The sequence below is a fragment of the Photobacterium angustum genome (genome assembly GCF_003026365.1).
GTDB classification, from domain to species: domain Bacteria; phylum Pseudomonadota; class Gammaproteobacteria; order Enterobacterales; family Vibrionaceae; genus Photobacterium; species Photobacterium angustum.
On sequence record NZ_PYOM01000014.1, the window covers coordinates 1 to 23,441 of the forward strand.

The 23,441-nt window shown below is 42.3% G+C and carries 21 protein-coding genes and 11 tRNA genes; 20 read left to right on the forward strand and 12 right to left on the reverse strand.

Annotated elements, in window-relative coordinates; translation table 11 throughout:
- The first annotated feature begins 5 nt into the window (after positions 1 to 5).
- The 3 genes from CTN01_RS14740 (at position 6) to CTN01_RS14750 (ending at position 331) form a co-directional block, all read left to right on the forward strand.
- Positions 6 to 81 (forward strand) — tRNA-Thr (locus CTN01_RS14740).
- A 55-nt stretch (positions 82 to 136) separates the two neighbouring features.
- A tRNA-Phe gene (locus tag CTN01_RS14745) sits at positions 137 to 212 on the forward strand.
- A gap of 43 nt (positions 213 to 255) precedes the next feature.
- Positions 256 to 331: transfer RNA gene (locus CTN01_RS14750), tRNA-Asn, on the forward strand.
- Positions 332 to 365: 34 nt separating this feature from the next.
- On the opposite strand, the gene CTN01_RS14755 is transcribed toward CTN01_RS14750, so the two are convergent.
- The gene (locus CTN01_RS14755; RefSeq protein ID WP_045150708.1) at positions 366 to 566 is read right to left on the reverse strand and encodes a hypothetical protein; all 201 of its coding nucleotides are present in this window, start codon (positions 564 to 566) and stop codon (positions 366 to 368) included.
- A 138-nt stretch (positions 567 to 704) separates the two neighbouring features.
- On the opposite strand from CTN01_RS14755, the gene CTN01_RS14760 reads away from it, so the two are divergent.
- From CTN01_RS14760 to CTN01_RS14795, 8 genes are all read left to right on the forward strand, one after another.
- Positions 705 to 780 (forward strand) — tRNA-Phe (locus tag CTN01_RS14760).
- A 43-nt stretch (positions 781 to 823) separates the two neighbouring features.
- Positions 824 to 899: transfer RNA gene (locus tag CTN01_RS14765), tRNA-Asn, on the forward strand.
- Between the two features lie 50 nt (positions 900 to 949).
- Positions 950 to 1,025: transfer RNA gene (locus CTN01_RS14770), tRNA-Thr, on the forward strand.
- Positions 1,026 to 1,080: 55 nt separating this feature from the next.
- Positions 1,081 to 1,156, forward strand: a tRNA-Phe gene (locus CTN01_RS14775).
- Positions 1,157 to 1,198: 42 nt separating this feature from the next.
- Positions 1,199 to 1,274, forward strand: a tRNA-Asn gene (locus CTN01_RS14780).
- Positions 1,275 to 1,284: 10 nt separating this feature from the next.
- Positions 1,285 to 1,360 (forward strand) — tRNA-Thr (locus CTN01_RS14785).
- Positions 1,361 to 1,417: 57 nt separating this feature from the next.
- Positions 1,418 to 1,493 (forward strand) — tRNA-Phe (locus CTN01_RS14790).
- Positions 1,494 to 1,540: 47 nt separating this feature from the next.
- Positions 1,541 to 1,616, forward strand: a tRNA-Thr gene (locus tag CTN01_RS14795).
- 150 nt (positions 1,617 to 1,766) lie between these two features.
- On the opposite strand, the gene mrcB is transcribed toward CTN01_RS14795, so the two are convergent.
- Entirely contained in the window at positions 1,767 to 4,244 is a 2,478-nt protein-coding gene (gene mrcB, locus CTN01_RS14800; RefSeq protein WP_045149829.1) for a penicillin-binding protein 1B, read from the reverse strand.
- A gap of 115 nt (positions 4,245 to 4,359) precedes the next feature.
- Positions 4,360 to 6,858, reverse strand: a complete 2,499-nt coding sequence (hrpB, locus tag CTN01_RS14805) for an ATP-dependent helicase HrpB (RefSeq protein WP_045149828.1) — start codon at positions 6,856 to 6,858, stop codon at positions 4,360 to 4,362.
- A 115-nt stretch (positions 6,859 to 6,973) separates the two neighbouring features.
- On the opposite strand from hrpB, the gene sfsA reads away from it, so the two are divergent.
- From sfsA to panC, 7 genes are all read left to right on the forward strand, one after another.
- Positions 6,974 to 7,687, forward strand: coding sequence for a DNA/RNA nuclease SfsA (gene sfsA, locus CTN01_RS14810; RefSeq protein ID WP_045149827.1), 714 nt, complete (start codon positions 6,974 to 6,976; stop codon positions 7,685 to 7,687).
- Positions 7,688 to 7,816: 129 nt separating this feature from the next.
- Positions 7,817 to 8,266 carry an RNA polymerase-binding protein DksA gene (dksA, locus tag CTN01_RS14815; RefSeq protein ID WP_006647288.1) on the forward strand — a complete coding sequence of 150 codons (450 nt, stop codon included), beginning with the start codon at positions 7,817 to 7,819 and terminating at the stop codon, positions 8,264 to 8,266.
- 311 nt (positions 8,267 to 8,577) lie between these two features.
- Positions 8,578 to 9,462, forward strand: coding sequence for a tRNA glutamyl-Q(34) synthetase GluQRS (gluQRS, locus tag CTN01_RS14820; protein WP_045130556.1), 885 nt, complete (start codon positions 8,578 to 8,580; stop codon positions 9,460 to 9,462).
- 54 nt (positions 9,463 to 9,516) lie between these two features.
- A complete protein-coding gene (pcnB, locus tag CTN01_RS14825) occupies positions 9,517 to 10,950 on the forward strand; it encodes a polynucleotide adenylyltransferase PcnB (RefSeq protein WP_258179843.1) in 1,434 nt (477 codons plus the stop codon).
- The gene (gene folK, locus CTN01_RS14830) at positions 10,947 to 11,432 is read left to right on the forward strand and encodes a 2-amino-4-hydroxy-6-hydroxymethyldihydropteridine diphosphokinase (protein WP_045083974.1); all 486 of its coding nucleotides are present in this window, start codon (positions 10,947 to 10,949) and stop codon (positions 11,430 to 11,432) included. Before pcnB ends, folK begins: the two co-directional genes overlap by 4 nt.
- Before the next feature lie 25 nt (positions 11,433 to 11,457).
- Positions 11,458 to 12,252, forward strand: a complete 795-nt coding sequence (gene panB / locus CTN01_RS14835; RefSeq protein WP_045149826.1) for a 3-methyl-2-oxobutanoate hydroxymethyltransferase — start codon at positions 11,458 to 11,460, stop codon at positions 12,250 to 12,252.
- Positions 12,253 to 12,262: 10 nt separating this feature from the next.
- Positions 12,263 to 13,150: a pantoate--beta-alanine ligase gene (gene panC, locus CTN01_RS14840; protein WP_045083973.1), complete on the forward strand. Its 888-nt coding sequence runs from the start codon at positions 12,263 to 12,265 to the stop codon at positions 13,148 to 13,150.
- Positions 13,151 to 13,218: 68 nt separating this feature from the next.
- Here the strand turns inward: panC and CTN01_RS14845 are convergent, their stop codons facing one another.
- Both CTN01_RS14845 and CTN01_RS14850 read right to left on the reverse strand, forming a co-directional pair.
- A complete protein-coding gene (locus tag CTN01_RS14845) occupies positions 13,219 to 13,989 on the reverse strand; it encodes an ABC transporter permease (protein WP_045130555.1) in 771 nt (256 codons plus the stop codon).
- A complete protein-coding gene (locus CTN01_RS14850) occupies positions 13,986 to 14,918 on the reverse strand; it encodes an ABC transporter ATP-binding protein (protein WP_005371306.1) in 933 nt (310 codons plus the stop codon). Before CTN01_RS14850 ends, CTN01_RS14845 begins: the two co-directional genes overlap by 4 nt.
- A 117-nt stretch (positions 14,919 to 15,035) precedes the next feature.
- Between CTN01_RS14850 and can the strand changes: the two genes are divergently transcribed.
- Entirely contained in the window at positions 15,036 to 15,725 is a 690-nt protein-coding gene (can, locus tag CTN01_RS14855; protein ID WP_005371304.1) for a carbonate dehydratase, read from the forward strand.
- Positions 15,726 to 15,774: 49 nt separating this feature from the next.
- Here can and hpt read toward each other — a convergent pair whose 3' ends face one another.
- Positions 15,775 to 16,302: a hypoxanthine phosphoribosyltransferase gene (gene hpt, locus CTN01_RS14860; RefSeq protein ID WP_005371302.1), complete on the reverse strand. Its 528-nt coding sequence runs from the start codon at positions 16,300 to 16,302 to the stop codon at positions 15,775 to 15,777.
- Positions 16,303 to 16,526: 224 nt separating this feature from the next.
- Between hpt and CTN01_RS14865 the strand changes: the two genes are divergently transcribed.
- A complete protein-coding gene (locus CTN01_RS14865; RefSeq protein ID WP_045149825.1) occupies positions 16,527 to 17,135 on the forward strand; it encodes a TetR/AcrR family transcriptional regulator in 609 nt (202 codons plus the stop codon).
- An 82-nt stretch (positions 17,136 to 17,217) separates the two neighbouring features.
- Here the strand turns inward: CTN01_RS14865 and CTN01_RS14870 are convergent, their stop codons facing one another.
- The 6 genes from CTN01_RS14870 to CTN01_RS14895 form a co-directional block, all read right to left on the reverse strand.
- On the reverse strand, positions 17,218 to 18,255 hold the full coding sequence (locus tag CTN01_RS14870) for an ABC transporter ATP-binding protein (RefSeq protein WP_045149824.1): 1,038 nt from the start codon (positions 18,253 to 18,255) through the stop codon (positions 17,218 to 17,220).
- Entirely contained in the window at positions 18,255 to 19,883 is a 1,629-nt protein-coding gene (locus CTN01_RS14875; RefSeq protein WP_045149823.1) for an ABC transporter permease, read from the reverse strand. Before CTN01_RS14875 ends, CTN01_RS14870 begins: the two co-directional genes overlap by 1 nt.
- Positions 19,884 to 20,049: 166 nt before the next feature.
- Positions 20,050 to 21,063 carry a Fe(3+) ABC transporter substrate-binding protein gene (locus CTN01_RS14880; protein ID WP_045128640.1) on the reverse strand — a complete coding sequence of 338 codons (1,014 nt, stop codon included), beginning with the start codon at positions 21,061 to 21,063 and terminating at the stop codon, positions 20,050 to 20,052.
- A gap of 170 nt (positions 21,064 to 21,233) precedes the next feature.
- Positions 21,234 to 22,463, reverse strand: coding sequence for an ammonium transporter (locus CTN01_RS14885; protein ID WP_045149822.1), 1,230 nt, complete (start codon positions 22,461 to 22,463; stop codon positions 21,234 to 21,236).
- 50 nt (positions 22,464 to 22,513) lie between these two features.
- On the reverse strand, positions 22,514 to 22,852 hold the full coding sequence (locus tag CTN01_RS14890; RefSeq protein WP_005371288.1) for a P-II family nitrogen regulator: 339 nt from the start codon (positions 22,850 to 22,852) through the stop codon (positions 22,514 to 22,516).
- A 211-nt stretch (positions 22,853 to 23,063) separates the two neighbouring features.
- The gene (locus CTN01_RS14895) at positions 23,064 to 23,432 is read right to left on the reverse strand and encodes a YacL family protein (RefSeq protein WP_005371287.1); all 369 of its coding nucleotides are present in this window, start codon (positions 23,430 to 23,432) and stop codon (positions 23,064 to 23,066) included.
- Between the last annotated feature and the right edge of the window lie 9 nt (positions 23,433 to 23,441).

Sequence of the window (23,441 nt, forward strand, 5' to 3'; positions counted from 1 at the left end):
AGTGTGCCGACTTAGCTCAGTAGGTAGAGCAACTGACTTGTAATCAGTAGGTCACCAGTTCGACTCCGGTAGTCGGCACCATTTATTCTCTTACTCACGTAAGAAATGCAAAAATAGCAATTTAATTGCTGTGTTTGCCTCGATAGCTCAGTCGGTAGAGCAGAGGATTGAAAATCCTCGTGTCGGTGGTTCGATTCCGCCTCGAGGCACCATATTCTTCTCACCTGATTTGTCAGGTAAGATAAAAAAGATAATTCCTCCTTAGTTCAGTTGGTAGAACGGCGGACTGTTAATCCGTATGTCGCTGGTTCAAGTCCAGCAGGAGGAGCCAGTTAAGAAACCTTGTCGCAAGACAAGGTTTTTTTTCATCTTGAATTTGTTAACTTTCCTTTTCCTATTCTATTTTTAAACAAGAATCCCCCCTCTCTCAAAATCATAACTCCACGATCTTTTTTAATCGCCTTACCTGCAATGAGATCTTTTTCAGCTAAAAACTTAATAATTACTCCCCTTTTCTTTCGATATTTCACAAAATAATCTTTAATTATTTCTGTTGCTTGCTTCACAAACTAATGTTCAAACAGGTATCAAACCTCAATAAAAGCTTACTTTTCAAACAAACGGAACAAAAAAGACAAGGTTGATAATTATTTAGAAAAAAAGCATTGACGCAAAGACCGAAAACCTTTTTAATGCGCTCCGTTGCCTCGATAGCTCAGTCGGTAGAGCAGAGGATTGAAAATCCTCGTGTCGGTGGTTCGATTCCGCCTCGAGGCACCATTACTTCCCTTTCGAAGTGTGGTGCAAAGCAACCACAATCTGTTCCTCCTTAGTTCAGTTGGTAGAACGGCGGACTGTTAATCCGTATGTCGCTGGTTCAAGTCCAGCAGGAGGAGCCACTATTTATTTCTTGGCTCAATAGAGCGGGGAAATTAAAAGAATATAGTGTGCCGACTTAGCTCAGTAGGTAGAGCAACTGACTTGTAATCAGTAGGTCACCAGTTCGACTCCGGTAGTCGGCACCATTTTTTCTCTTACTCGCGTAAGAAATGCAAAAATAGCAATTTTATTGCTGTGTTTGCCTCGATAGCTCAGTCGGTAGAGCAGAGGATTGAAAATCCTCGTGTCGGTGGTTCGATTCCGCCTCGAGGCACCATATTCATCTCACCTGATACGTCAGGTAAGATAAAGAGATAATTCCTCCTTAGTTCAGTTGGTAGAACGGCGGACTGTTAATCCGTATGTCGCTGGTTCAAGTCCAGCAGGAGGAGCCAAATAAAGTGTGCCGACTTAGCTCAGTAGGTAGAGCAACTGACTTGTAATCAGTAGGTCACCAGTTCGACTCCGGTAGTCGGCACCATTTATTTTCTTACTCACGTAAGAATGCAAAAGTAGAGATTTAACCATCACTACTTCTGCCTCGATAGCTCAGTCGGTAGAGCAGAGGATTGAAAATCCTCGTGTCGGTGGTTCGATTCCGCCTCGAGGCACCATATTAAAAAGTAACGTCATTGACGTTATACAAAAAAGAACAAAATGTGCCGACTTAGCTCAGTAGGTAGAGCAACTGACTTGTAATCAGTAGGTCACCAGTTCGACTCCGGTAGTCGGCACCATCTTTTGAAGCCTCATCTTTGATGAGGTTTTTTTTCATCTCGATAAAATCAATTATCTATTCTGTTCCTTCGCCTATCTAACAATCATCAGATAAAAAAAAGCCCCACTACAATGAGCGAGGCTTTATCAGTAATGATTAATACACGCGGTTAACCACCAGTGAACATATTTGTGATCCAAGCTGCGGGCTTTTTCGTTGAGCACTGCGCTTTAAGCTGCCCATCCTGATCCCAAACCGGCAAGGTTACATTACCACTACAGTTAGGGGTTAATGTCCCATTCGCTTGCTTATCATACTTCATGGTAGTGATCTGCTTTGGCCATGGTAGCGTTAATGGTGCAGGCTTACGACGGGTTAAGTAATCAGCATAAATTCTTAATGCGCCGCTAGAGCCCGTTAAGCGTACTGGCGTATTATCATCACGCCCAACCCATACCACTGTGACTTCATGCCCATCAGCTCCTGCAAACCAGCTATCACGGTTTTTATCTGTGGTACCCGTTTTACCTGCCAATTTCGCGGCACTAAATTTACTCTGTAAGTAACGTGCGGTACCTTGGCTCACTACCCGCTTCATGTCATAAGTTGTCAGCCATGCTGCTTGCTCTGGTACCACCTGAGAGGCTTTAGGGTAGTTTTGATAAAGAATCCTACCTTTCTGATCAACAACCGCGCGTAATGCCGTTAAATCTGCTCTGCGACCACCACTTGTGATTGTCTGGAACATTTGTGCAACTTCATAAGGCGATAAGGTAAATGAACCTAACAAAATAGACGGCAACTTAGGCACTTCATTACGATCCACCCCCAACTTCGCCATGGTATCAATCACAGTCCCTAAGCCGACTTTTAAACCCAGATTAACAGTCGGCACATTTAATGAATTCGCTAACGCATAATAAAGTGGTACTTGCCCTCTAAACTTACGGTCATAGTTACGTGGACGCCATGAGTTACCTTTACTGCCTCGTAGAACAATAGATTTGTCATCTAAACTAGTTGCTAAGCTAAAACGATTCGGTTGACTTAATGCCGATAAATACACCGCAGGCTTTGCCAATGAACCAATTTGACGACTGGCATCTAATGCGCGGTTAAAGCCAGCATAACCTGGACGGCTTCCGCCGATAACAGCACGCACTTCCCCACTTAAGCGATCAACCACTACCATCGCAGTTTCTACTTTAAGCCCTGCTTTTTTATTTAGCTTAGGTACCATTGATGCGACGCTTTGCTCAGCCGCTTGTTGAGACAATGGATCTAAGGTACTAAATATACGCAGCCCTTTACCTGACTTATAAATATCACCGACATCACGCTCTAATTCACGTTGTAGCTGCTGGAAATAAGCGGGCTGTCGACTCGCAATCTTCGGTGTTTTTTGCACCCCTAACGGGCTAGAGGCTGCCACTTCATATTCAGCCCCCGTAAGGGTATTATTTTTCAACAATAGGCTGAGGACTAAATCACGGCGTTCTAGCGTACGTTCAGGATGTCGCCAAGGGTTAAATTGAGAAGGTCCTTTAACCATACCCACCAGCATTGCTAATTGGGCTGATGTGAGCTCTTCTAATGGACGACCAAAATACAATCTAGCAGCCAATGGGAAACCATGAACTTCTTTACCGCCATTTTGCCCCAGATAAATCTCGTTAAGGTAAGCTTCTAATATCCGATCTTTGCTATAGCGATAATCAATAATAACGGCAATGTAAGCCTCACGAACTTTACGCCATAGGCTACGTTCACGACTTAAAAATAAGTTCTTCGCGAGCTGCTGGGTTAAGGTGCTGCCACCTTGTACCGTTCGACCCGCACGCAAGTTCACAAACATGGCGCGAATGATTGCCAATGGTGATACACCATCATGCTGATAGAAATCTCTATCTTCTGTCGCGAGTAATGCATCAATTAAAAGTGGTGGGAACTCGTCGCGCTTCATAAAAATACGCTGCTCATTACCAGAAAGCCCAAGCATGCCTAACATTTTAGGTTCAATGTTGAAATAACCTAACGAGCGCTTGGTAGTGAGATCTTTAATGCTTGTTAGCGTAGTGCCCGAAAACGTCAGCAACACATGCTGTTTCTTCTCTGCACCTTCAGGAAAATCAAACGGACGTCGGATCAATTCAATCCGAGTTGATGAAGCAGAGTATTCCCCAATACGGGTTGGCGTGCGCACTTTGTGGTATTTCAATAAATCCAATTCACGGCGCACATCCATAATACTGATATGTTGATCAGGGCGAAGTGTTAATACTCGACCATACACAACGGACGGTAAATCCCAAATTTGACCATCCATTTTATTACGAACAATCGTATCAAGGTAAATCCCCACAACCAGCATGGCAGCAACAACCACTAAGCCGATCTTAAAGCTCAACCAACCCAGTTTGCGTAACCAAGGACGATCTGTTTTAACCGACTTTTTTGTTTTTTTCTTGGCAGATCTCTTAGCTGGTGCCTTTTTGGTCGCACTCGCAGCAGGAGTACGTTTAGTGGGCTTTTTTGCTGTAGGTTTTACTGGGGTTTTCTTTCGTGGTGTCGTCGGCTTTTTTCCACCACTGTCTTTGGGTGGTGCAACGTGTTTTCTTGACTGAAAATGAAGAGGCAACTTAATCATAATGCATCAACTAAGGTCATTCCTATATTAAAATAGGAGCAACTACCATTGCTCCTAAAAACGTGATTATGGCTAATAATGAATACTATACCTGATTATATATACAGGTCTATTGCTACATATATTTTTTGGTTTTACGTGTAGGTACATGATTAGCAGGATCATCCGGCCATGGGTGCTTCGGATATCGACCTTTCATTTCCTTTTGTACTTCCTTATACGAGCCCTGCCAAAAAGCGGCTAAGTCTTGGGTAATTTGCAGTGGCCTTTGTGCGGGAGATAATAATTCTAACACCAGTGCCACTTTGCCATTAGCAATACAAGGCGACACTTTTTCACCAAACATTTCTTGTAATTTCACCGCAAGCACAGGTTGCTGTTGTTCATGATATCGGATCTTTATAGTAGTCCCTGTTGGGACTTGATAATGCGTGGGCAGTTGCAAATCGACTTGTTGCTTTTTATCCCAACCTAAATACGCCTCTAATGCGGCAAGTACATCTAACTTAGCGACACCTTTCATGGTTTTGATTCCATTCATATAAGGCAGTAACCAACGATCAGCCGCTTCAAGTAAATCCTCTTCCTCTAATGCAGGTAGCGCTAGTTCAGGTAACCAACGAGCGGCACAACGTGCACGTGTCAGCAACGAAGTGGCTTTATCTGTCCACGTTAATACCGATAACCCTTTGCGTTTTATAGCATTAACCAGCGCTTCATTGGCAAGCGCTGGATCAGGATCTGCAGCAATATCTCGACTAACGATGAGTTTGCCACAATAGATCCGATGTTCAGCACTTAAGCGCCCTTTTTTATCATCCCAATCCAGCCAGTCTTTCTCGGTAAATAACTGAGGGTGCATCTGTTGTAATTGGGCTAAATCAGCAGACACAGCAGAAAATACTCGACTGTCACCTTGACGTGTTTTCACCACATCCGCCACCACCAAGGTATGTTCAGATGCCAAATTTTGATCCACATCGATTATCACACCTTGACCGTTTGCCAACTGATAACGTCCATCATGGTTACGTGTTATCGCAATACGATCAGGAAAACCTGCTGCTAACAATGCACCTAACCATTGGTTATTAACCGTCAACGATGTGCTCTTGGGTTTGTCATCAAGGTATTGATAAAGTTTTTGTTGGATTTGTTTCACACGCTGGCAGTAATGCCCTGCTTTGGCAAGCTTTTGACTTTCCAATAAATGTAATTGAAAACCGAGATCCGGATTGTCCATCCCTCGCAGCGGATCTTCTAATAACGCCACAAGCATGGCTGATGTCGACAATATTGTCTCATCCTGTTGCGCTCGGTAGCGTTCAAGGGCAAAGGCCAGAATTGCGGCATGACGAGGGTCGGCACCTAAACCTTGAATCAATTTTCCTCGTTCAGTTTGTTGGCCTCGCGTATCTATGGCGCCAAGTTGTACCAATAATTCACGGGATTGTTGTAATGCGATTGCAGGAGGAACATCAAGCCATTGTAATTCAGCGGGATCATGACAACCCCACTGCACTAATTCCATTGCCAATGAGGTTAAATCGCTACGTAAAATTTCAGGCTGCGGGGTTGCTGGTTGACGCTGTAGTTGCTCTTCACTGTACATTCGCAGGCAAATACCCGCCGATAAACGTCCTGCTCGCCCTGCTCGTTGCTCTGCCGATGATTGTGCAATACGTACTTGCTGTAAGCGGCTAATACCTGATTTTGGATCCCACTGTGCGATGCGCTCTAACCCACTATCAACTACTAATCGAATACCTTCAATGGTTAAACTGGTTTCAGCAATATTCGTCGCCAATACCACTTTACGTTGCCCATTAATTGGCGCACTGATCGCTTGATGTTGTTGTTCAATGCTCAGTTGTCCATAGAGCGGGCAAAGTAATGTTTCGGCGTCTAAGCGTTCTTTTAGCAATTGTTCTAAGCGTTTAATTTCACCTACGCCAGGTAAAAACACCAACATAGATCCTGATTCAGTGTTGAGTAACTGGCATATTGCTTGCGCCATTTTTTCAATAAGATCTCTTGGCTCTGTTTGCCCAGCGTAGCGATAGTCAACAGGGAAACAGCGTCCTTGTGATTCGATATAGCTCGCCTCAGGCAATAGCGATATTAATTCTTGCTGAGATAAGGTTGCTGACATCACCAGAACCTTTAAATCATCGCGGAGTGCTTGCTGTACTTCTAGTGCTAGTGCTAATGAGGTATCGGCGTGAATAGAACGTTCATGAAACTCATCGAAGATCAGTAAATCAATACCTGTCAGCTCAGGATCCTGCTGCAGCATTCGAGTCATCACTCCCTCGGTGACAATCTCAAGCTTGGTTTTTGCACTGACTTTAGTTTCACCTCGTACACGTAGGCCGACAGTTTCCCCGACCTTCTCACCTAACTGACGAGCTAAATATCCCGCAATATTTCTTGCTGCTAATCGTCTTGGCTCCAACATTACGATACGTCCGGTAAACGTATTTTGTTGTAATAATGAAAGCGGTAGAAATGTCGACTTACCTGCCCCCGGTGGCGCTTTTAAAATCAGCTGAGATGAAGTTGTCAGTGCTGATAATAAATTGGGTAATACGTCTACTATTGGGAGTTGTGACAAGCTGAGTACCTTATGTCATGATCGAATTTATCGGCTAAATGCCCATGCCTTTAATTGCCATTGTAGCGAAAAGGTAACCTACAACGAAAAACAATAATCAGCCACTGAGAGAACTATGAAATTTACGCAACCTTTACAAGCGGCCAAACTGATCAAACGTTATAAGCGTTTTTTAGCCGATATTGAACTTGATAATAGTGACGTTCGTACTATCCATTGTGCCAATACCGGTGCAATGACAGGTTGTGCCGAGACCGGCAGCACCGTTTGGTATTCCACCTCTGACAATCCAAAACGTAAATACCCCAATAGTTGGGAGCTCACTCAAACACTGACTAATGACTGGATTTGCGTAAACACAGCCCAAGCCAATCGATTAGTGGAAGAAGCCATTAAAAATGACGTAATTGATGAACTAACAGGTTACACATCACTGCGAACTGAAGTTAAATATGGCACTGAAAATAGTCGCATTGATTTATTACTTGAGTCAGAAAGTCGACCACCCTGCTATATTGAAGTAAAAAGCGTCACCTTATTAGGGAAAGATAGACAAGGTTATTTTCCTGATGCCGTAACCACTCGAGGCCAAAAACACCTTAGAGAGTTAATGGAGATGGTTGATCAAGGTAACAGAGCGGTGCTTTTATTTGCAGTATTACATTCGGGAATTGATAACGTATCAGTAGCTGATCATATTGATCCAATATACGCTCAGCTATTAACGCAAGCAGTGAAGGCTGGTGTTGAGGTTCTTTGCTATAAAGCAGAGCTCAATAAAGAACAAATCAAACTGACTAATTGTATAGAATTTCGTCATTCAAACTAAAAAATGATGGTTTCTTCACATTGGTATAGAATTGAAGAAAGACAATAATTGCCACAGCCAACCCTTTCTGCTATAGATACCGCCCAAAATTAACCAGTGACGGTTATTAGGTACATTAGGAGATGCTATATGCCAGAGAGCAACGTTAAAAAATCACTAGGCATCCTGGCTATTGCTGGGGTTGAACCTTACCAGGAAAAAGCTGGTGAAGAGTATATGGGTGAAGCTCAACGCGATCACTTCCATAAGATTCTTTCAGCATGGCGTAATCAGCTTCGTGAAGAAGTTGATCGTACAGTAAACCATATGCAAGACGAGGCAGCTAACTTCCCAGATCCTGTCGATCGTGCAGCTCAGGAAGAAGAATTCAGCCTTGAATTACGTAACCGTGACCGTGAACGTAAACTGATCAAAAAAATCGAAAAAACGCTAAAGCGCATTGAAGAAGATGATTTCGGCTTCTGTGACTCTTGTGGTATCGAGATCGGTATTCGTCGTTTAGAAGCTCGCCCAACAGCAGAACTTTGTATTGACTGTAAGACACTTGCAGAAATCAAAGAAAAGCAAATGGCTGGCTAATTACGTCGCCTGCGTTAATGCCTAATTTTAGAGGGAGCGAAAGCTCCCTCTTTCGTTTACACTAGCGTGCGATTTAATTTGTGTCGCGCTATTATTAGCGCGACTTATCCATGTTGATCATTGCTTGCGCTCTAATCACGCTCACTTGAGCTTAAGATTAGCTCGCACCAAACTGAATAAGGTTCTGCGTAAAGAATCTTATTCAGTTTGGAGGGTTGCCTTGCAGCAGTATCCCCTAGCTCTGGTCAACATATTTTAACGCCGAGCCTAGTCTCCTAATCAGGTCTAGGCTGCTTTATTGTTCATAATTTATGACACAGACGACAAAATATATAGGACGCTTTGCGCCATCACCATCAGGGCCACTTCATTTCGGATCATTGATAGCTGCACTCGGTAGTTACTTGCAAGCCAAGTCAAACCAAGGGCGCTGGATTGTCAGAATGGAAGATCTAGATCCTCCACGAGAAATGCCCGGTGCTGCTGATGATATCTTGCGTACCCTTGAAGCTTATGGTTTTGAATGGGACGGTGGGATTATGTATCAAAGCCAACGTCATGATGCATACCAAAGTCAAATCGACCAATGGTTAGCCCAAGGCGATGCTTATTATTGTCAATGTAGTCGTAAAGCAATCAAAGAAGCAGGCGGTTTTTACCCAGGTACCTGTCGTAACCTCAATCAACAGCCTAAAGACAGTGCTGTTCGTTTAAAAGTGGACAAACCTATCACTCTTTTCGATGACCAATTACATGGTCAAATCGCTCTACCAACTGCGGTTGCGGGAGAAGATTTTATCATTCGACGTCGAGACGGGTTATTTGCTTATAATCTTGCGGTTGTGCTTGATGATATCGAGCAAGGGATCACTGAAGTTGTTCGTGGCGCTGATTTAATTGAACCTACGGGACGTCAAATCGGCTTATACCAACAACTTGGTCATGCCCCTGTGAGCTATTTACACTTACCGCTCGCTGTAACAGAAAATGGCAATAAATTGTCAAAACAAAACCATGCACCAGCGATTGATAAAAACAATCCTCGGCCGGCTTTAGTTGCAGCGCTACAATTTTTAGGCCTAGCGCCACCAGCAGAACTTGCTGAACTAACTGTAGAAGACATTTTATTGTGGGGCGTTGAACATTGGCAGCTTAATAAGCTACCAAAAACCACCGCTATCACACTAGCATTCTAAAATAGTCTGCCGTGATATATTATATACGGCTGTTTGTTGAACCAGATGCACATAATGGGGTGTATTATCTTTAATCGAGTAGCCAGCTTTTGCCGTAAAGTATTGAATCGCGACAGTAGTACTCGCGTTCCAGAGGAACAAACTTTGCAAGTTTACCAACGCCAAGAGCACAGCATTTCACGTAAAGATATCAGCGAAAATGCGCTGAAAGTACTATATCGTCTAAACAAAGCCGGTTACGACGCTTACTTAGTAGGTGGCGGCGTACGTGATTTACTACTAGACAAACAACCTAAAGACTTCGATATTGCAACCAATGCAACACCAGAAGACATTAAAAAGCTGTTTCGTAACTGTCGCTTAATTGGTCGTCGTTTCCGTCTTGCCCATATCTTATTTGGTCGTGACATTATCGAAGTGGCAACATTCCGCGGACACCATTCCGACGCCCCTGTACAAGCGACAGCACCAAAAGATAGCAAACAAAAACCACAAATCTCGTCGCGTAGCCAAGAAGGTATGTTACTTCGTGACAACGTCTACGGCACGATTGAAGAAGATGCTGAGCGTCGTGATTTTACCATCAACGCACTTTATTACAGTGTGAAAGATTTTACGGTTACCGATTACGCTAATGGTGTTCACGATCTTAACAATCGCATTGTTCGCTTAATGGGTGATCCTGAAACCCGTTACCGTGAAGATCCTGTACGTATGCTACGCGCAGTACGTTTCGCGGTGAAACTAGATATGGAAATTGATCCTGCAACAGCAGCACCGATCAAAGATCTTGCGCCACTCATGCTAGACATTCCATCGGCACGTTTGTTCGAAGAAAGCCTAAAACTGCTGCAATCAGGGCAAGGTTTAGAAACGTACCGTATGCTACGTGAATATAACCTGTTCCAACAACTTTTCCCTATTTTGGCCGATCACTTTACTGAAGATAACAGCAGCCAAACAGAGAAGATGATTGAGCACATCTTGGCATCTACCGATAAGCGTATTGCAGAAGATAAACGCGTAAACCCTGCCTTTATCTATGCGGCAATGCTGTGGTATCCAATGATGATCCGTGCAGAAGAAGTGTCTTTTGCAAGTGGTTTATCGTTCTACGATGCCTTTATGGTAGCGAGTAACGATATTCTTGATGATCAAGTTCGTACTATTGCGATCCCACGCCGCCACACCACGACTGTTCGCGATATTTGGCAACAACAATTACGTTTTGCTCGTCGCAGTGGTAAGCGTGCGTTTAAAACCATGGAGCATCCTAAATTCCGTGCCGCTTACGACTTCTTAGAAATGCGTGCCCTATTTGAAGGTCATGATGTTAAAGAGTTAGCGCAATGGTGGAGTGAATTCCAAAACGTGGATCGCAACCAGCGCGGTAAAATGGTGCTGAACCTGAATGAAAGTGGCAGTCGCCGCCCACGTCGTCGCCGTCCGCAGCAACGCCGTAAAAAGCCACAGCCGAAATCATCATGATCCGAGCTTATATCGCAATAGGCAGTAACTTGGGCGATCCTATCGCCCAAGCTAATAGTGCCATTGATGCGTTACACGCACATCCCGATATGACGGTCGTTGCTGTGTCATCCCTCTATAGCAGTACACCAATGGGACCGCAGAACCAACCCGATTATATCAATGCCGTGGTAGCAATCGATACCGATTTAGCACCGCTCGCATTACTTGATCAAACCCAAGCCATTGAACTTGAACATGGTCGAGTACGTAAAGATGAGCGTTGGGGACCAAGAACCTTGGATCTCGACATTCTGTTATACGGTGATCTCATGCACCATTGCGAACGTTTAACCGTTCCACATTACGGTATGAAAGTACGAGAGTTTGTACTCTACCCGTTAGCTGAGATAAGCCCTAAGTTAACCCTACCTGACAACACCCCTTTATCCACTCTATTGGATCAGGTAGACCTAAATGGCTTAGCTATCTGGCAAAAATAAAAATCTATCAGGGCGAGGAAAAGCTATGAAGAAAATTACTATCAACGATCTCATGAAATGGAAGCAAGAAGGTCGTAAGTTCGCATCAGTCACTGCATACGATGCAAGTTTTGCTCAATTATTTGAGCAGCAGGAAATGCCAGTATTACTGGTTGGTGATTCTCTTGGCATGGTTTTACAAGGCCGTGAAGATACGCTTCCTGTTACTATAGAAGAAATTGCTTACCACACGCGAAGTGTTCGTGCAGGTAGCCCTAATGCATTACTAATGGCTGATATGCCATTTATGAGTTATGCAACGCCAGAGCAAGCTTGTGAAAATGCAGCAAAGCTAATGCGTGCTGGCGCTAATATGGTCAAACTAGAAGGCGGTGCATGGTTAGCAGATACCATTTCTATGCTAGCTGAACGTGCCGTACCTGTTTGCGCGCACCTTGGTTTAACACCACAATCAGTCAATATTTTTGGTGGATACAAAGTACAAGGCCGTGATATCGACAAAGCCGATGAAATGGTTAAAGACGCTATCCTATTAAAAAATGCAGGCGCACAGATCATTGTTCTCGAATGTGTACCAGCCAGCCTTGCTGAACGCATTACCAAAGCGGTAGAGATCCCAGTGATTGGTATTGGTGCAGGTAACAGTACCGATGGTCAAATTCTAGTTATGCACGATATGTTCGGTATTTCTGCCAATTATATGCCGAAGTTCTCGAAAAACTTCCTAGTAGAAACTGGCGACATGCGTGCGGCTGTCACTAAATATATTAAAGATGTTGAGACAGGTGAATTTCCAGGTTCTCAACATACCTTTGAATAAGGAATAAAAGATGCAAACATTCGCCGAGATTGCCCCACTAAGAGAGCAAATTCGTACCTGGCGCCGTGAGGGTCGCCGTATCGCTTTTGTTCCAACTATGGGTAATTTGCATGAAGGCCACTTAACGCTGATGCGTAAAGCGCGTAAACATGCCGATGTTGTTGTTGCTAGTATCTTTGTTAATCCAATGCAGTTTGATAAGGCAGAAGATCTACAAACGTACCCACGTACGTTAGAACAAGACATTGCCAAACTGAGTCAACAAAATATGGTTGATGTGGTATTCACACCAACGCCGGAAGTTATGTATCCTGCAGGTTTAGACAATCAAACATTTGTTGAAGTACCAGGCCTATCTAGCATCTTAGAGGGCGAATTGCGTCCTGGTCATTTTCGTGGTGTAGCAACCATCGTTAATAAACTTTTTAATATTGTTCAGCCTGATGTAGCCTGCTTTGGTGAAAAAGACTTCCAACAATTGGCACTTATTCGTCAAATGGTTATCGACCTTGAACTGGATATCAAAATTGTTGGTGTGCCTACGGTACGTGAAATGGACGGTTTAGCCATGAGTTCGCGCAATGGCAAACTAACAGTGGATGAACGTCAGCGTGCGCCTGTACTTGCCCGAACTATGCGTTGGATCAGTAGCCAAATGCGTGGCGGTCGTACTGACTATGACGAACTTGTAATCGATGCCAATGATCAATTACGAGCAGCAGGTTTACAGCCTGATAAATGTTTCATTCGTGATGCAGTCACCTTACTGCCTGTAACCGAAGGAACCCAGCAAGCAGTGATCTTGATGTCATCTCAACTAGGTAAAGTCCGCTTGATTGATAACCAAGTTGTTGACTTGGGACCGACTCAAACATCAGATGAAGATGTCGCTGAATAAACGTTAGTAATAACGGTTAATAAAAGAATACCGCTCATTGAGCGGTATTTTTTTATCTAAATATCATGTTATGAACGTAATCCAATACCGCGTGATATTAGATAATATGCCACGCTATACAACGCAATAACAAAAACACTTAAGACAGTAAACGATGTACCAATCCCCACATCAGAGACGCCCAGAAAGCCGTAACGGAAGGCATTCACCATATAAATTATTGGGTTGACCTTCGAGACACCTTGCCAAAATTCAGGCAATAGATTGATCGAGTAAAATACACCACCAAGATAAGTCAGCGGTGTTAGCACGAATGTTGGAATAATACTGATATCATCAAACGTACGAGCAAATACCGCATTAATTAAACCACCTAGTGAGAACACGATAGATGTCATTACCACGGTTGCTACAATCACACCAACATGTGCAATTTGAAGCTTTACAAACAACAACGACACAATCGTAACTAATGTCCCTACGGCTAAACCTCGTAGTACACCACCACCGACATAACCGGCAATAATGATGTAGTTAGGAACTGGCGCAACCAATAACTCTTCAATGTTGTGCTGAAATTTAGCACTAAAAAAAGAAGACGCAACATTAGAATAAGAATTAGTGATCACTGACATCATGATCAAACCCGGCACGATATAGGCCATATAACTAAACCCTTCCATATCACCTATTCGGCTACCAATTAAGTTACCAAAGATAATGAAATACAAGGTCATGGTAATTGCAGGTGGGACTAACGTTTGTACCCAAATACGGGTAAATCGATGGATTTCTTTGGCAATTAAGCTTTTAAAAGCGATCCAATATTGTTTCTTCACGCCTCAACCCCTTTATTATTCTGTGCTTGGTTTACCAAAGTGACAAACAATTCCTCTAAGCGGTTACTCTTATTACGCATCGATTTAACCTCGATCCCTTGCTCAGTTAATTGACTAAATACAGGGTTTAAACTTTCGCCTTTTTTCAGTTCAATTTCCAAAGTCGCACTATCAACCAATAGACTATTGAAGCCAATTAAGTTTGGTGGCGTCTGTTGTGGATTGATATCTAAAATAAACGTTTCTAATTCAAGCTTTCCCAATAAGTGCTTCATTGAGGTATGCTCAATTAATTCACCGTGGTTAATAATACCGATATTACGACACAGCATTTCGGCTTCTTCCAAGTAGTGAGTGGTAAGAATAATCGTCACCCCCTCTTGGTTTATTTTACGTAAAAACGTCCACATAGATCGGCGTAATTCAATATCAACACCCGCGGTTGGCTCATCTAAAATAAGCAACTTAGGTTCATGCATTAATGCACGAGCAATCATTAATCGACGCTTCATCCCACCGGATAAATTACGCGCACGCTCACTACGCTTACCCCATAAATCAAGCTGTGATAAATATTTCTTAGCGCGCTCTTTAGCAAGCGAACGCTCTACACCGTAATAACCGGCTTGGTTTATCACGATTTGCTCAACCGTTTCAAAAGGATTGAAATTAAATTCTTGTGGCACTAACCCTAGCTGATTTTTCGCATCGACTTTTTCAGTATCTAAATCATAACCAAAGATCTTTACTGAACCAGACGTCTTATTTACCAATGAGCTAATGATTCCGATAGTGGTCGATTTTCCCGCACCATTAGGCCCTAATAACGCAAAAAAGTCCCCTTCATCAACGGTTAAGCTCATATTTTTTAAAGCTTCCACACCGCCTTTGTAAGTTTTTCTTACATTTTTTATTTCTAAAGCGTTCATAAATTGCAATCTTTCTGTTACAAAAATAAAAGGAATTATTAATTATCTATCACTAATCCGATTTGCTATTAGCGAAGCTTGTGTATAGTAAGGAACATATCAATATAAGGTATCATCATGGCAGATATTAAGCAGCTCTTCGCAAACAACCTATCTTGGTCAGAGAACATTAAAAATGAAGATCCTGACTACTTTACCGAACTGGCAAAAGGACAACATCCACAATACCTTTGGATCGGTTGTTCAGACAGCCGTGTTCCCGCAGAACGTTTAACGGGGCTTGTCTCTGGTGAATTATTCGTTCACCGAAATGTAGCCAACCAAGTGATCCACACCGATCTTAACTGTTTATCCGTGGTTCAGTATGCTGTTGATGTACTGAAGGTGAAACACATTATTATCTGTGGTCACTATGGCTGTGGTGGCGTTACCGCTGCCATTGAAAACCCACAGCTAGGTTTAATCAATAACTGGTTACTGCATATTCGCGACCTTTACTTAAAGCACCGTACTGATTTAGGTTCCCTTCCTCGTCAAGAATGGGATGATAAACTGTCTGAGATCAACGTGGCTTCTCAGGTTTATAACCTAGGTAACTCTACAATCCTGCAACAGGCATGGGAACGTGGTCAAGAAGTGAAAATTCATGGTTGGATCTACGGTACAAGTAATGGTGTGCTTAAAGATCTTGGCGTGACTTCAACCAGTCGAGAAACACTTGAAGTCGGCTACCAATCGGCAATGACTTCACTGCTGCCACCGTTAGAACAGTCTATAAATGATCATATTACTGAAAAAACAAACTAGACTTCAGAATCTATCATGATAAAAAAAGCGACCCGATGGTCGCTTTTTTTTATTCCGGAACCACTTTACCGATGAAAGGTAAATGACGGTATTTTTGTGCATAGTCGATACCGACACCCACAACGAATTCATCTGGAATAACAAAACCGTACCAATCAACTTTCACGTCAACTTCACGACGTTCAGGCTTATCAAGTAAGGTACAGATACGAATAGAGTTAGGCTCGCGCAGCGATAAGATCTCGCACACTTTATGTAATGTATTACCGGTATCGATAATATCTTCCACAAGCAGTACATCTTTGCCTTTAATGTCATCATCAAGATCTTTCAAAATACGTACATCACGGCTACTTTCCATCGTATTACCGTAGCTTGATGCAGTCATAAAATCGACTTCATGAGGCAAGTCAATCGCACGTGCAAGATCTGCCATGAACACAAAAGAACCGCGCAATAAACCTACCATCACTAGATCTTTTGAATCTTTGTAACATTCAGTAATTTGCTTGCCTAGCTCTTTAACACGTTCTTGAACTTCTTGCTCAGAAATCATTACTTCAATTGTATGTTTCATTTTCTTCTCCATTTGTGCGACTGCACTAGCCATCACAGGCTACTTATTTCAAAGGAATCGCATTGTACCACTCCTCAGAAATAATGCTTATTTAATCAATAGTGTCAATTATCCGAAACACTTTAGATTAGTAATATTTGCCGAACAGTTGTTTATTATGTAATCTAGCCTTATTAAAGCAGATGCATAAACCGTTTTTATACTTAGGCTAGGGATTATTAATTATGGATACGATTACAAAAAAAACCCGTACTCGTCTTTCACCTGAAAAGAGAAGACAACAACTTCTTGATTACTCATTGGAAGTTTTTGCCAGAAGAGGTATCGGCCGTGCAGGACACGCTGATATAGCTGAAATGGCAAACGTTTCTGTTGCAACTGTATTTAATTACTTTCCAACCCGTGAGGCACTGGTTGAGCAAGTACTAATTGAAGTTGAAAATGAGTTTAGTTCATTACTAGAAGAATGTCTGGGCGATAAAAACAAGACACTTCATGCACGTTTAACCTGCATTAGTCACAATCTTATCGATACGGTTTTAGACCAACAAGATTGGATTAAAGTATGGTTTGAATGGAGTACTTCGGTACGTGATGAAGTATGGCCACAATTTGTTGAAACCAACCGTAATAACCTTCACAAAGTACGTGATGCGTTTACTCAAGCTATCGATAACGGTGAAATTACTACCGCACAAAAAGCCGATGATTTAGCGAAATTATTACACGGCATTTGTTACGTAATTTATATCCAAGCGAATTTACTGCCAGATCAAACAGCACTTCAAGAGCAAGCTGAGATCTACCTTGAAGCATTAGCTTTAAATCGCTAATTCAAGTGCATAAATAATAAAGCCTGCATCATGCAGGCTTTATTATTAGCGAAATTGAGAACAACTATTTCTTTGCAAGCAACTACGCAACCGCAAATACCACAGGTAAATGGGGCTCAACTTCAACCGCAACACGATCGCCAACATTCATCAATAAATTTGAATTAACAATCAATTTATAGCCTGAAAAATCAACTGTGTAACGACAACTATCTCCCATAAATTGTTGCTCTATGATCTCACCATCACCATCGCTTTGTAGCATGACACGCAAGTTTTGTGGCCTTAATAGCCAATCAACTGACGTCTCATCAAGTAACGTTTCATTAGACGCTAACGCTAACTCACCTAATGGTGTCAGCAAACGCGTTTGATTTTTTACCGTCGCTGGAAGGTAAGACCCTGTTCCGAGGAAATCAGCAACAAATCGACTGCTTGGCTGATAATACAACTCTGTAGCACTACCAAACTGTTCAATCACACCATGATTCATTACAGCCATTTTATCAGCAAAAGCGAAAGCTTCTTCACGACTATGGGTAACAAAGATCGCTGTCACTCCCTGCGCTTTAAAGATTTTTCGAATATCACGAATCAAACTATGTCGCACTTGTGTATCAATGTTAGAAAATGGCTCATCTAACAAAATCAAATCAGGCTCACACGCCAGTGCACGAGCAATCGCGACACGTTGCTGTTGTCCTCCTGATAATTGGTGTGGATAACGATCCTCTAACCCTGTTAAATGCACCAAGGTTAACATTTCTTGGATTTTGGCTGCGGTACGGGCTTTATCCCAATGGCGTAGACCAAAGGCTATATTTTGCGCCACGGTTAAATGCGGGAACAACGCATAGTCTTGGAAAATCATCCCAATATTACGTTTCTCTGGTGGCAACCATTGCTGCTCATCAACAATTGTCCGTCCATTAATCGACATTAAGCCTTGTTCTAAAGGCAACAGTCCAGCAATCGCTTTTAACAACGTTGTCTTACCACAGCCACTTGCGCCTAACAGGCAAACGATCTCACCTGAGTTAACCGCTAACGATAAGTCTTGCAACACAGCCTGACCATGGTAACTACAGGTTAAGCCGCTAACAGATAATGCATGTTTCATTAGTTCTTTTGCTCCAAAGATCGGTTAACCAATACCAAGGGAATTAAACCCACAACCACCAGCAAAATAGCCGGTAATGCTGCTAGCTCTAGCTGTTCATCTGACGCAAAATTAAATACGTAAGTCGCTAAGGTTTCAAAATTAAATGGCCGCAGCAGCAAGGCTGCATTGAGCTCTTTCATCGACTCAATAAACACCAGTAACCCCGCAATTAAACACCCCCGACGTATTAACGGCAGATGGACTTTTCTCAACATCGCCGTTGAGGCATAGCCCATGGTTTTTGACGCCATATCTAATGATGGCGATACTTTGGTTAAGCTTGTTTCAATGCTACCAATCGCAACGGCAGCAAAACGGACCACAAAGGCAAAAATAATCGCGAATATCGTACCAGAGAAAATTAATCCCGGACGACCTAGCCCTAAGCTAATCGCAATATCATTAACAAGATGATCTGCACTAGTTAGTGGGATCATCACTCCTATCGCCAACACGGTACCCGGTACTGCATAACCTAATGACGATAAACGAATTGGCATTTGGCTAAAGCCATTACCATCAAGGCGTCGATAAAAATTAACCACAAGCCCTAGAATTACCGCTATAACAGCAGCAGTGATCGAGACAAATAAGCTATTTAAGCTGTATTGTTTAAATTCAGGAGTCCAACTTTGGCTAAAATACTCAACGGCGTAATAACTCAGTTGTAGCAGTGGAAAAATAAAAGCACAGCCAACAAGCCCCCAACACCATACAAGTGCTAGCCACTTTTTCCATCCACTTAAGGTGTACTTAACATCCCCATCGTTATCACATTGATGCTGAAACATCTTTTGTTTACGACGACTGAAACGCTCACTACTGATCAAAAAGAAAATAACAAGCAACATGATGGCTGAGATTTTCGCGGCAGCATAAAGATTAGAATAACCGAGCCACGTATCATAAACCGCTGTCGTTAGTGTATTAACAGCAAAATAGCTAACCGTACCAAAATCCCCTAATGCTTCCATAGCCACAAGCGACACACCAACAGCAATAGCTGGACGTGCTAACGGCAGAGAAATACGACGGAAACTTTCCCAGGGTGTGCAACGAAGCAAACGTGCTGATTGCAATAAGCTGACGCTCTGCTCCATAAAAGCAGCACGAACGAGAAGATAAATATAAGGATAAAGCACTAAGGCTAAAACAAAACATGCCCCGCCTAATGAGCGAAGATCAGGAAACCAATAGTCACCAACATGCTGCCAGCCGAACATACTGCGTAAAAAAATCTGAATTGGGCCTGCGTAGTCAAACCAATTAGTATAGAGATAACCAACAATATAGCCGGGCATGGCTAAAGGTAAAACAAGTGCCCATTGAAGTGTTTTTTCGGTTGGTAAACGGCACATTGCCATTAACCAAGCAGTAGGAAGGCCGAAGCACAGAGATAACAGTACCGTACCAAAAACTAAAGCAACAGTATTAAAGGCATAGGTAGGCATCACCGTGTTCATTAGGTGACCAAACACCTCATCTGAATTGCCCATTGCGGTAAAAAATATTGCCAGAATGGGAAAAACCAGTAGCAGGGCAAAGGTCCAACTACCGGCTTTCCAGAACAAAAACTTTTCTTTCATTGACTACTACTTAGTATTTTCCAATATCTCAACCATAAGGAAAAACGGCAAGATTAAGTATCGACATTCCCTAATAATGGGAAGAGGAAACTACCACAACTTATTGCAAAATTTACCAAGCATGATGCAAAAATGGGGCTTAGCGCCCCATTTATTTTGTAACTAATTACAGATCAAACTTCACTTCATCCAGCAGTTTTGTTGCTGCATTGTGGTACTGTGCAATCTTGTCTAGTGATACATCATCAGCTTTAAAATCACCCCAAGATGCAACTAGCTCTGAACGCTTCACACCCTCTTTAACTGGGTACTCATAGTTCACTTCAGCGTACATTTCTTGTGCTTTATCAGAAGTTAAGAATTCCATTAATTTAAGTGCGTTAGCTTGGTTTGGCGCGTATTTCGCCATTGCCATACCACTTACGTTAACGTGCGTACCATTACCTTCTTGACCAGGGAAGTTAATGTAAACCGCTTCAGCCCATGCTTTTTGGTTTTCATCGTTAACCATCTTACCTAGGTAGTAGCTGTTACCAATCGCTAGATCACATAGGCCTTCTTTCACAGCTTGAACTTGTGCGCGGTCGTTACCTTGAGGTTTACGAGCAAGGTTGGCTTTCACACCTTCAAGCCACTTTTTCGTTTCCGCTTCACCATAGTGAGCGATCATTGATGAAACAAGTGAAACGTTGTAAGGGTGCTTACCTGAACGTGTACAAATTTTACCTTTCCACTCAGGCTTGGCTAAATCTGCGTAATCAAAAGAAGCCGGTAGTTTACCTACACGATCTTTTGATGAGTAAACGTTACGAGAACGCAATGTTAGAGCAAACCACTCATCTTCGTTATCACGAAACTGTGCAGGAACATTACCATCAATCAGTTTGCTATCCACTGGTTGAACTAACTTCTTATCAGATAGCTCTACCAGACGGCTAATATCAGTTGTTAGTACAACATCAGCAGGACTGTATTCACCTTCTTGCTCAAGCTTTTCTGCAAGACCTTTTTTAGCAAACTTCACATTAACTTTAATGCCAGTTTCTTTAGTGAATTCGTTAAACATAGGCTCAACTAGGAAAGGTTGGCGGTATGAATAAACATTAACCTCTTCAGCTGCAGTAGCAACTTGAGGAGCGGCTAAACCCATAAGGATTGCTGAAGCTAAAAGCTTTTTCATTGATTATTCCCTTAAACGCAAAATGTAATGATAATGTTTCTCAATAAGATTCATTATACGTAAAACACTTACCTTCGCAATCCAGTAGTTACAATTTATTACAATCAAAAATAAAACTCGCCACCTATTCCTAGGTGGCGAGTTTTTATCTATAAAGTAATTAATTACTTTTATTTTACGCTAACAAATTCTGGGTAAGCATCAACACCACAATCATGTGAATCCATACCTTCCAATTCTTCTTCTTCTGTTACGCGAATACCAACCGTGACTTTTAGTACACCCCATACTGCAAAGCTTGCTGCAAACACCCAACCGAAGATAACCGCAGCACCAAATAGCTGAGTCATAAAGCTTGCATCTGCATTACTAAATGGCACAACCAGTAGACCAAATAAACCACATACACCGTGTACTGAAATAGCACCTACTGGATCATCAATCTTCACTTTATCAAGTGCAATAATACTAAAGACAACTAATGCACCAGCAACCACACCAATAATTACCGCAGCAACAGGCGATGGCGATAATGGATCTGCCGTGATAGCCACAAGACCAGCTAACGCGCCGTTTAACACCATAGTTAAATCAGCTTTACCCCATGTTGTTTTACATACGGCTAGTGCTGCAATGGCACCAGCGGCGGCTGCGGCATTAGTATTTAGGAAGATTTGACCAACAGCTGTTGCGTTTTCAAAGTCAGATACCATTAACTGTGAACCACCGTTGAAACCAAACCAACCGAACCACAGAATAAATGTACCTAATGTCGCAAGTGGCATGTTAGAACCAGGAATTGGGTAAATCTCGCCATTTTTACCATATTTACCTTTACGTGCTCCTAGCAGTATTACACCCGCTAGTGCTGCTGCTGCACCTGCCATGTGTACAATACCTGAACCTGCAAAGTCACTAAAGCCAGCTTCTGATAGGAAACCACCACCCCATGTCCAGTAACCTTCTACAGGATAAATAACCGCTGTTAGTACTACAGAAAAGATTAAGAATGACCATAGCTTCATACGTTCAGCTACTGCACCAGAAACAACAGACATCGCAGTCGCAACGAAGACAACTTGGAAAAAGAAGTCAGATTCTAAAGAGTGATCAGCGCCTTCAGCTTGCGTACCAATTAATGCTCCAAACGAGGGTAACCAACCACCCGCACTGTTATCGACATACATGATGTTGTAACCAACCAGTAGGTACATGGTACAAGCGATAGCATACAAACAAATATTTTTAGTTAAAATTTCAGTAGTGTTTTTCGAACGTACAAGGCCTGCTTCTAACATCGCAAAACCTGCCGCCATCCACATCACTAATGCGCCAGAGATCAAAAAGAAAAATGTGTCTAACGCATAACGTAATTCTATTACTGTTGTTGATAATTCCATGGTCGTCTTCCCCTAATAACCCAATTCATCAATTCTTTTATTGTTGTGAACTACAGTGCTTCTGTATCCACTTCACCGGTACGAATTCGTACCGCGTGTTCAAGATCGTAAACAAAAATTTTGCCGTCACCGATTTTCCCGGTTTGTGCGGCTTTACCGATGGCTTCAACAATGGCATCTAAATTCTGAGCTTGTGTCGCAATTTCAATTTTCACCTTAGGTAAAAAATCAACCTGATATTCAGCACCACGGTAAAGCTCTGTATGCCCTTTCTGTCGGCCAAATCCTTTGACTTCCGAGACAGTCATACCTTCTACACCAACATCGGCTAATGCTTCACGTACGTCGTCTAATTTAAATGGCTTAATAATGGCGTTAATTATCTTCATTGTTTGCTCCTCAAATACCCAATCCTTGATGTTTACAGTTATTTAACAAACAAGCATTATGCCAACTTTTATTTACATTAAAATTCAACAACTTAAGACATTTAAAGAAAATTAACGAAAAAAGGCTGCACCATCACAGTGCAGCCTTCTCACTAACATGAAGCATAAAAACGCCTCAAATCAATTCTATTTTTAAAGCTCGATAAGAAAATTAAAAACGCGCAATAAAAGTACGCCAACCTTCTAACACTTGCTCAAGATCTTCAAAACCACAAACAGAAAGACTTTCTTCATCATAGAAATGAAAATCTTCTTCAAAGTCTTCCTCTTCTTCTGAAAACAGACAGTTAGCTTGAACCAAGGCTTCATTATCTTGCAATAATAGGGTTAATTCCTCCCCTACTAAACGCCATTCTTGGCTACTGTTTTTCATTGCACTAAGTTGATCCATGATGAGATCGAGTTTCTCGGTATCCTTACCTATTTCTTCAATGATCCAACGACCCAAAACTTCATGACCCATAGAGAAAATAGCGTGATAAGTACCGTCCAAGGTATTTTTTTTAAATTCGTAGTCCATACCTTTCGT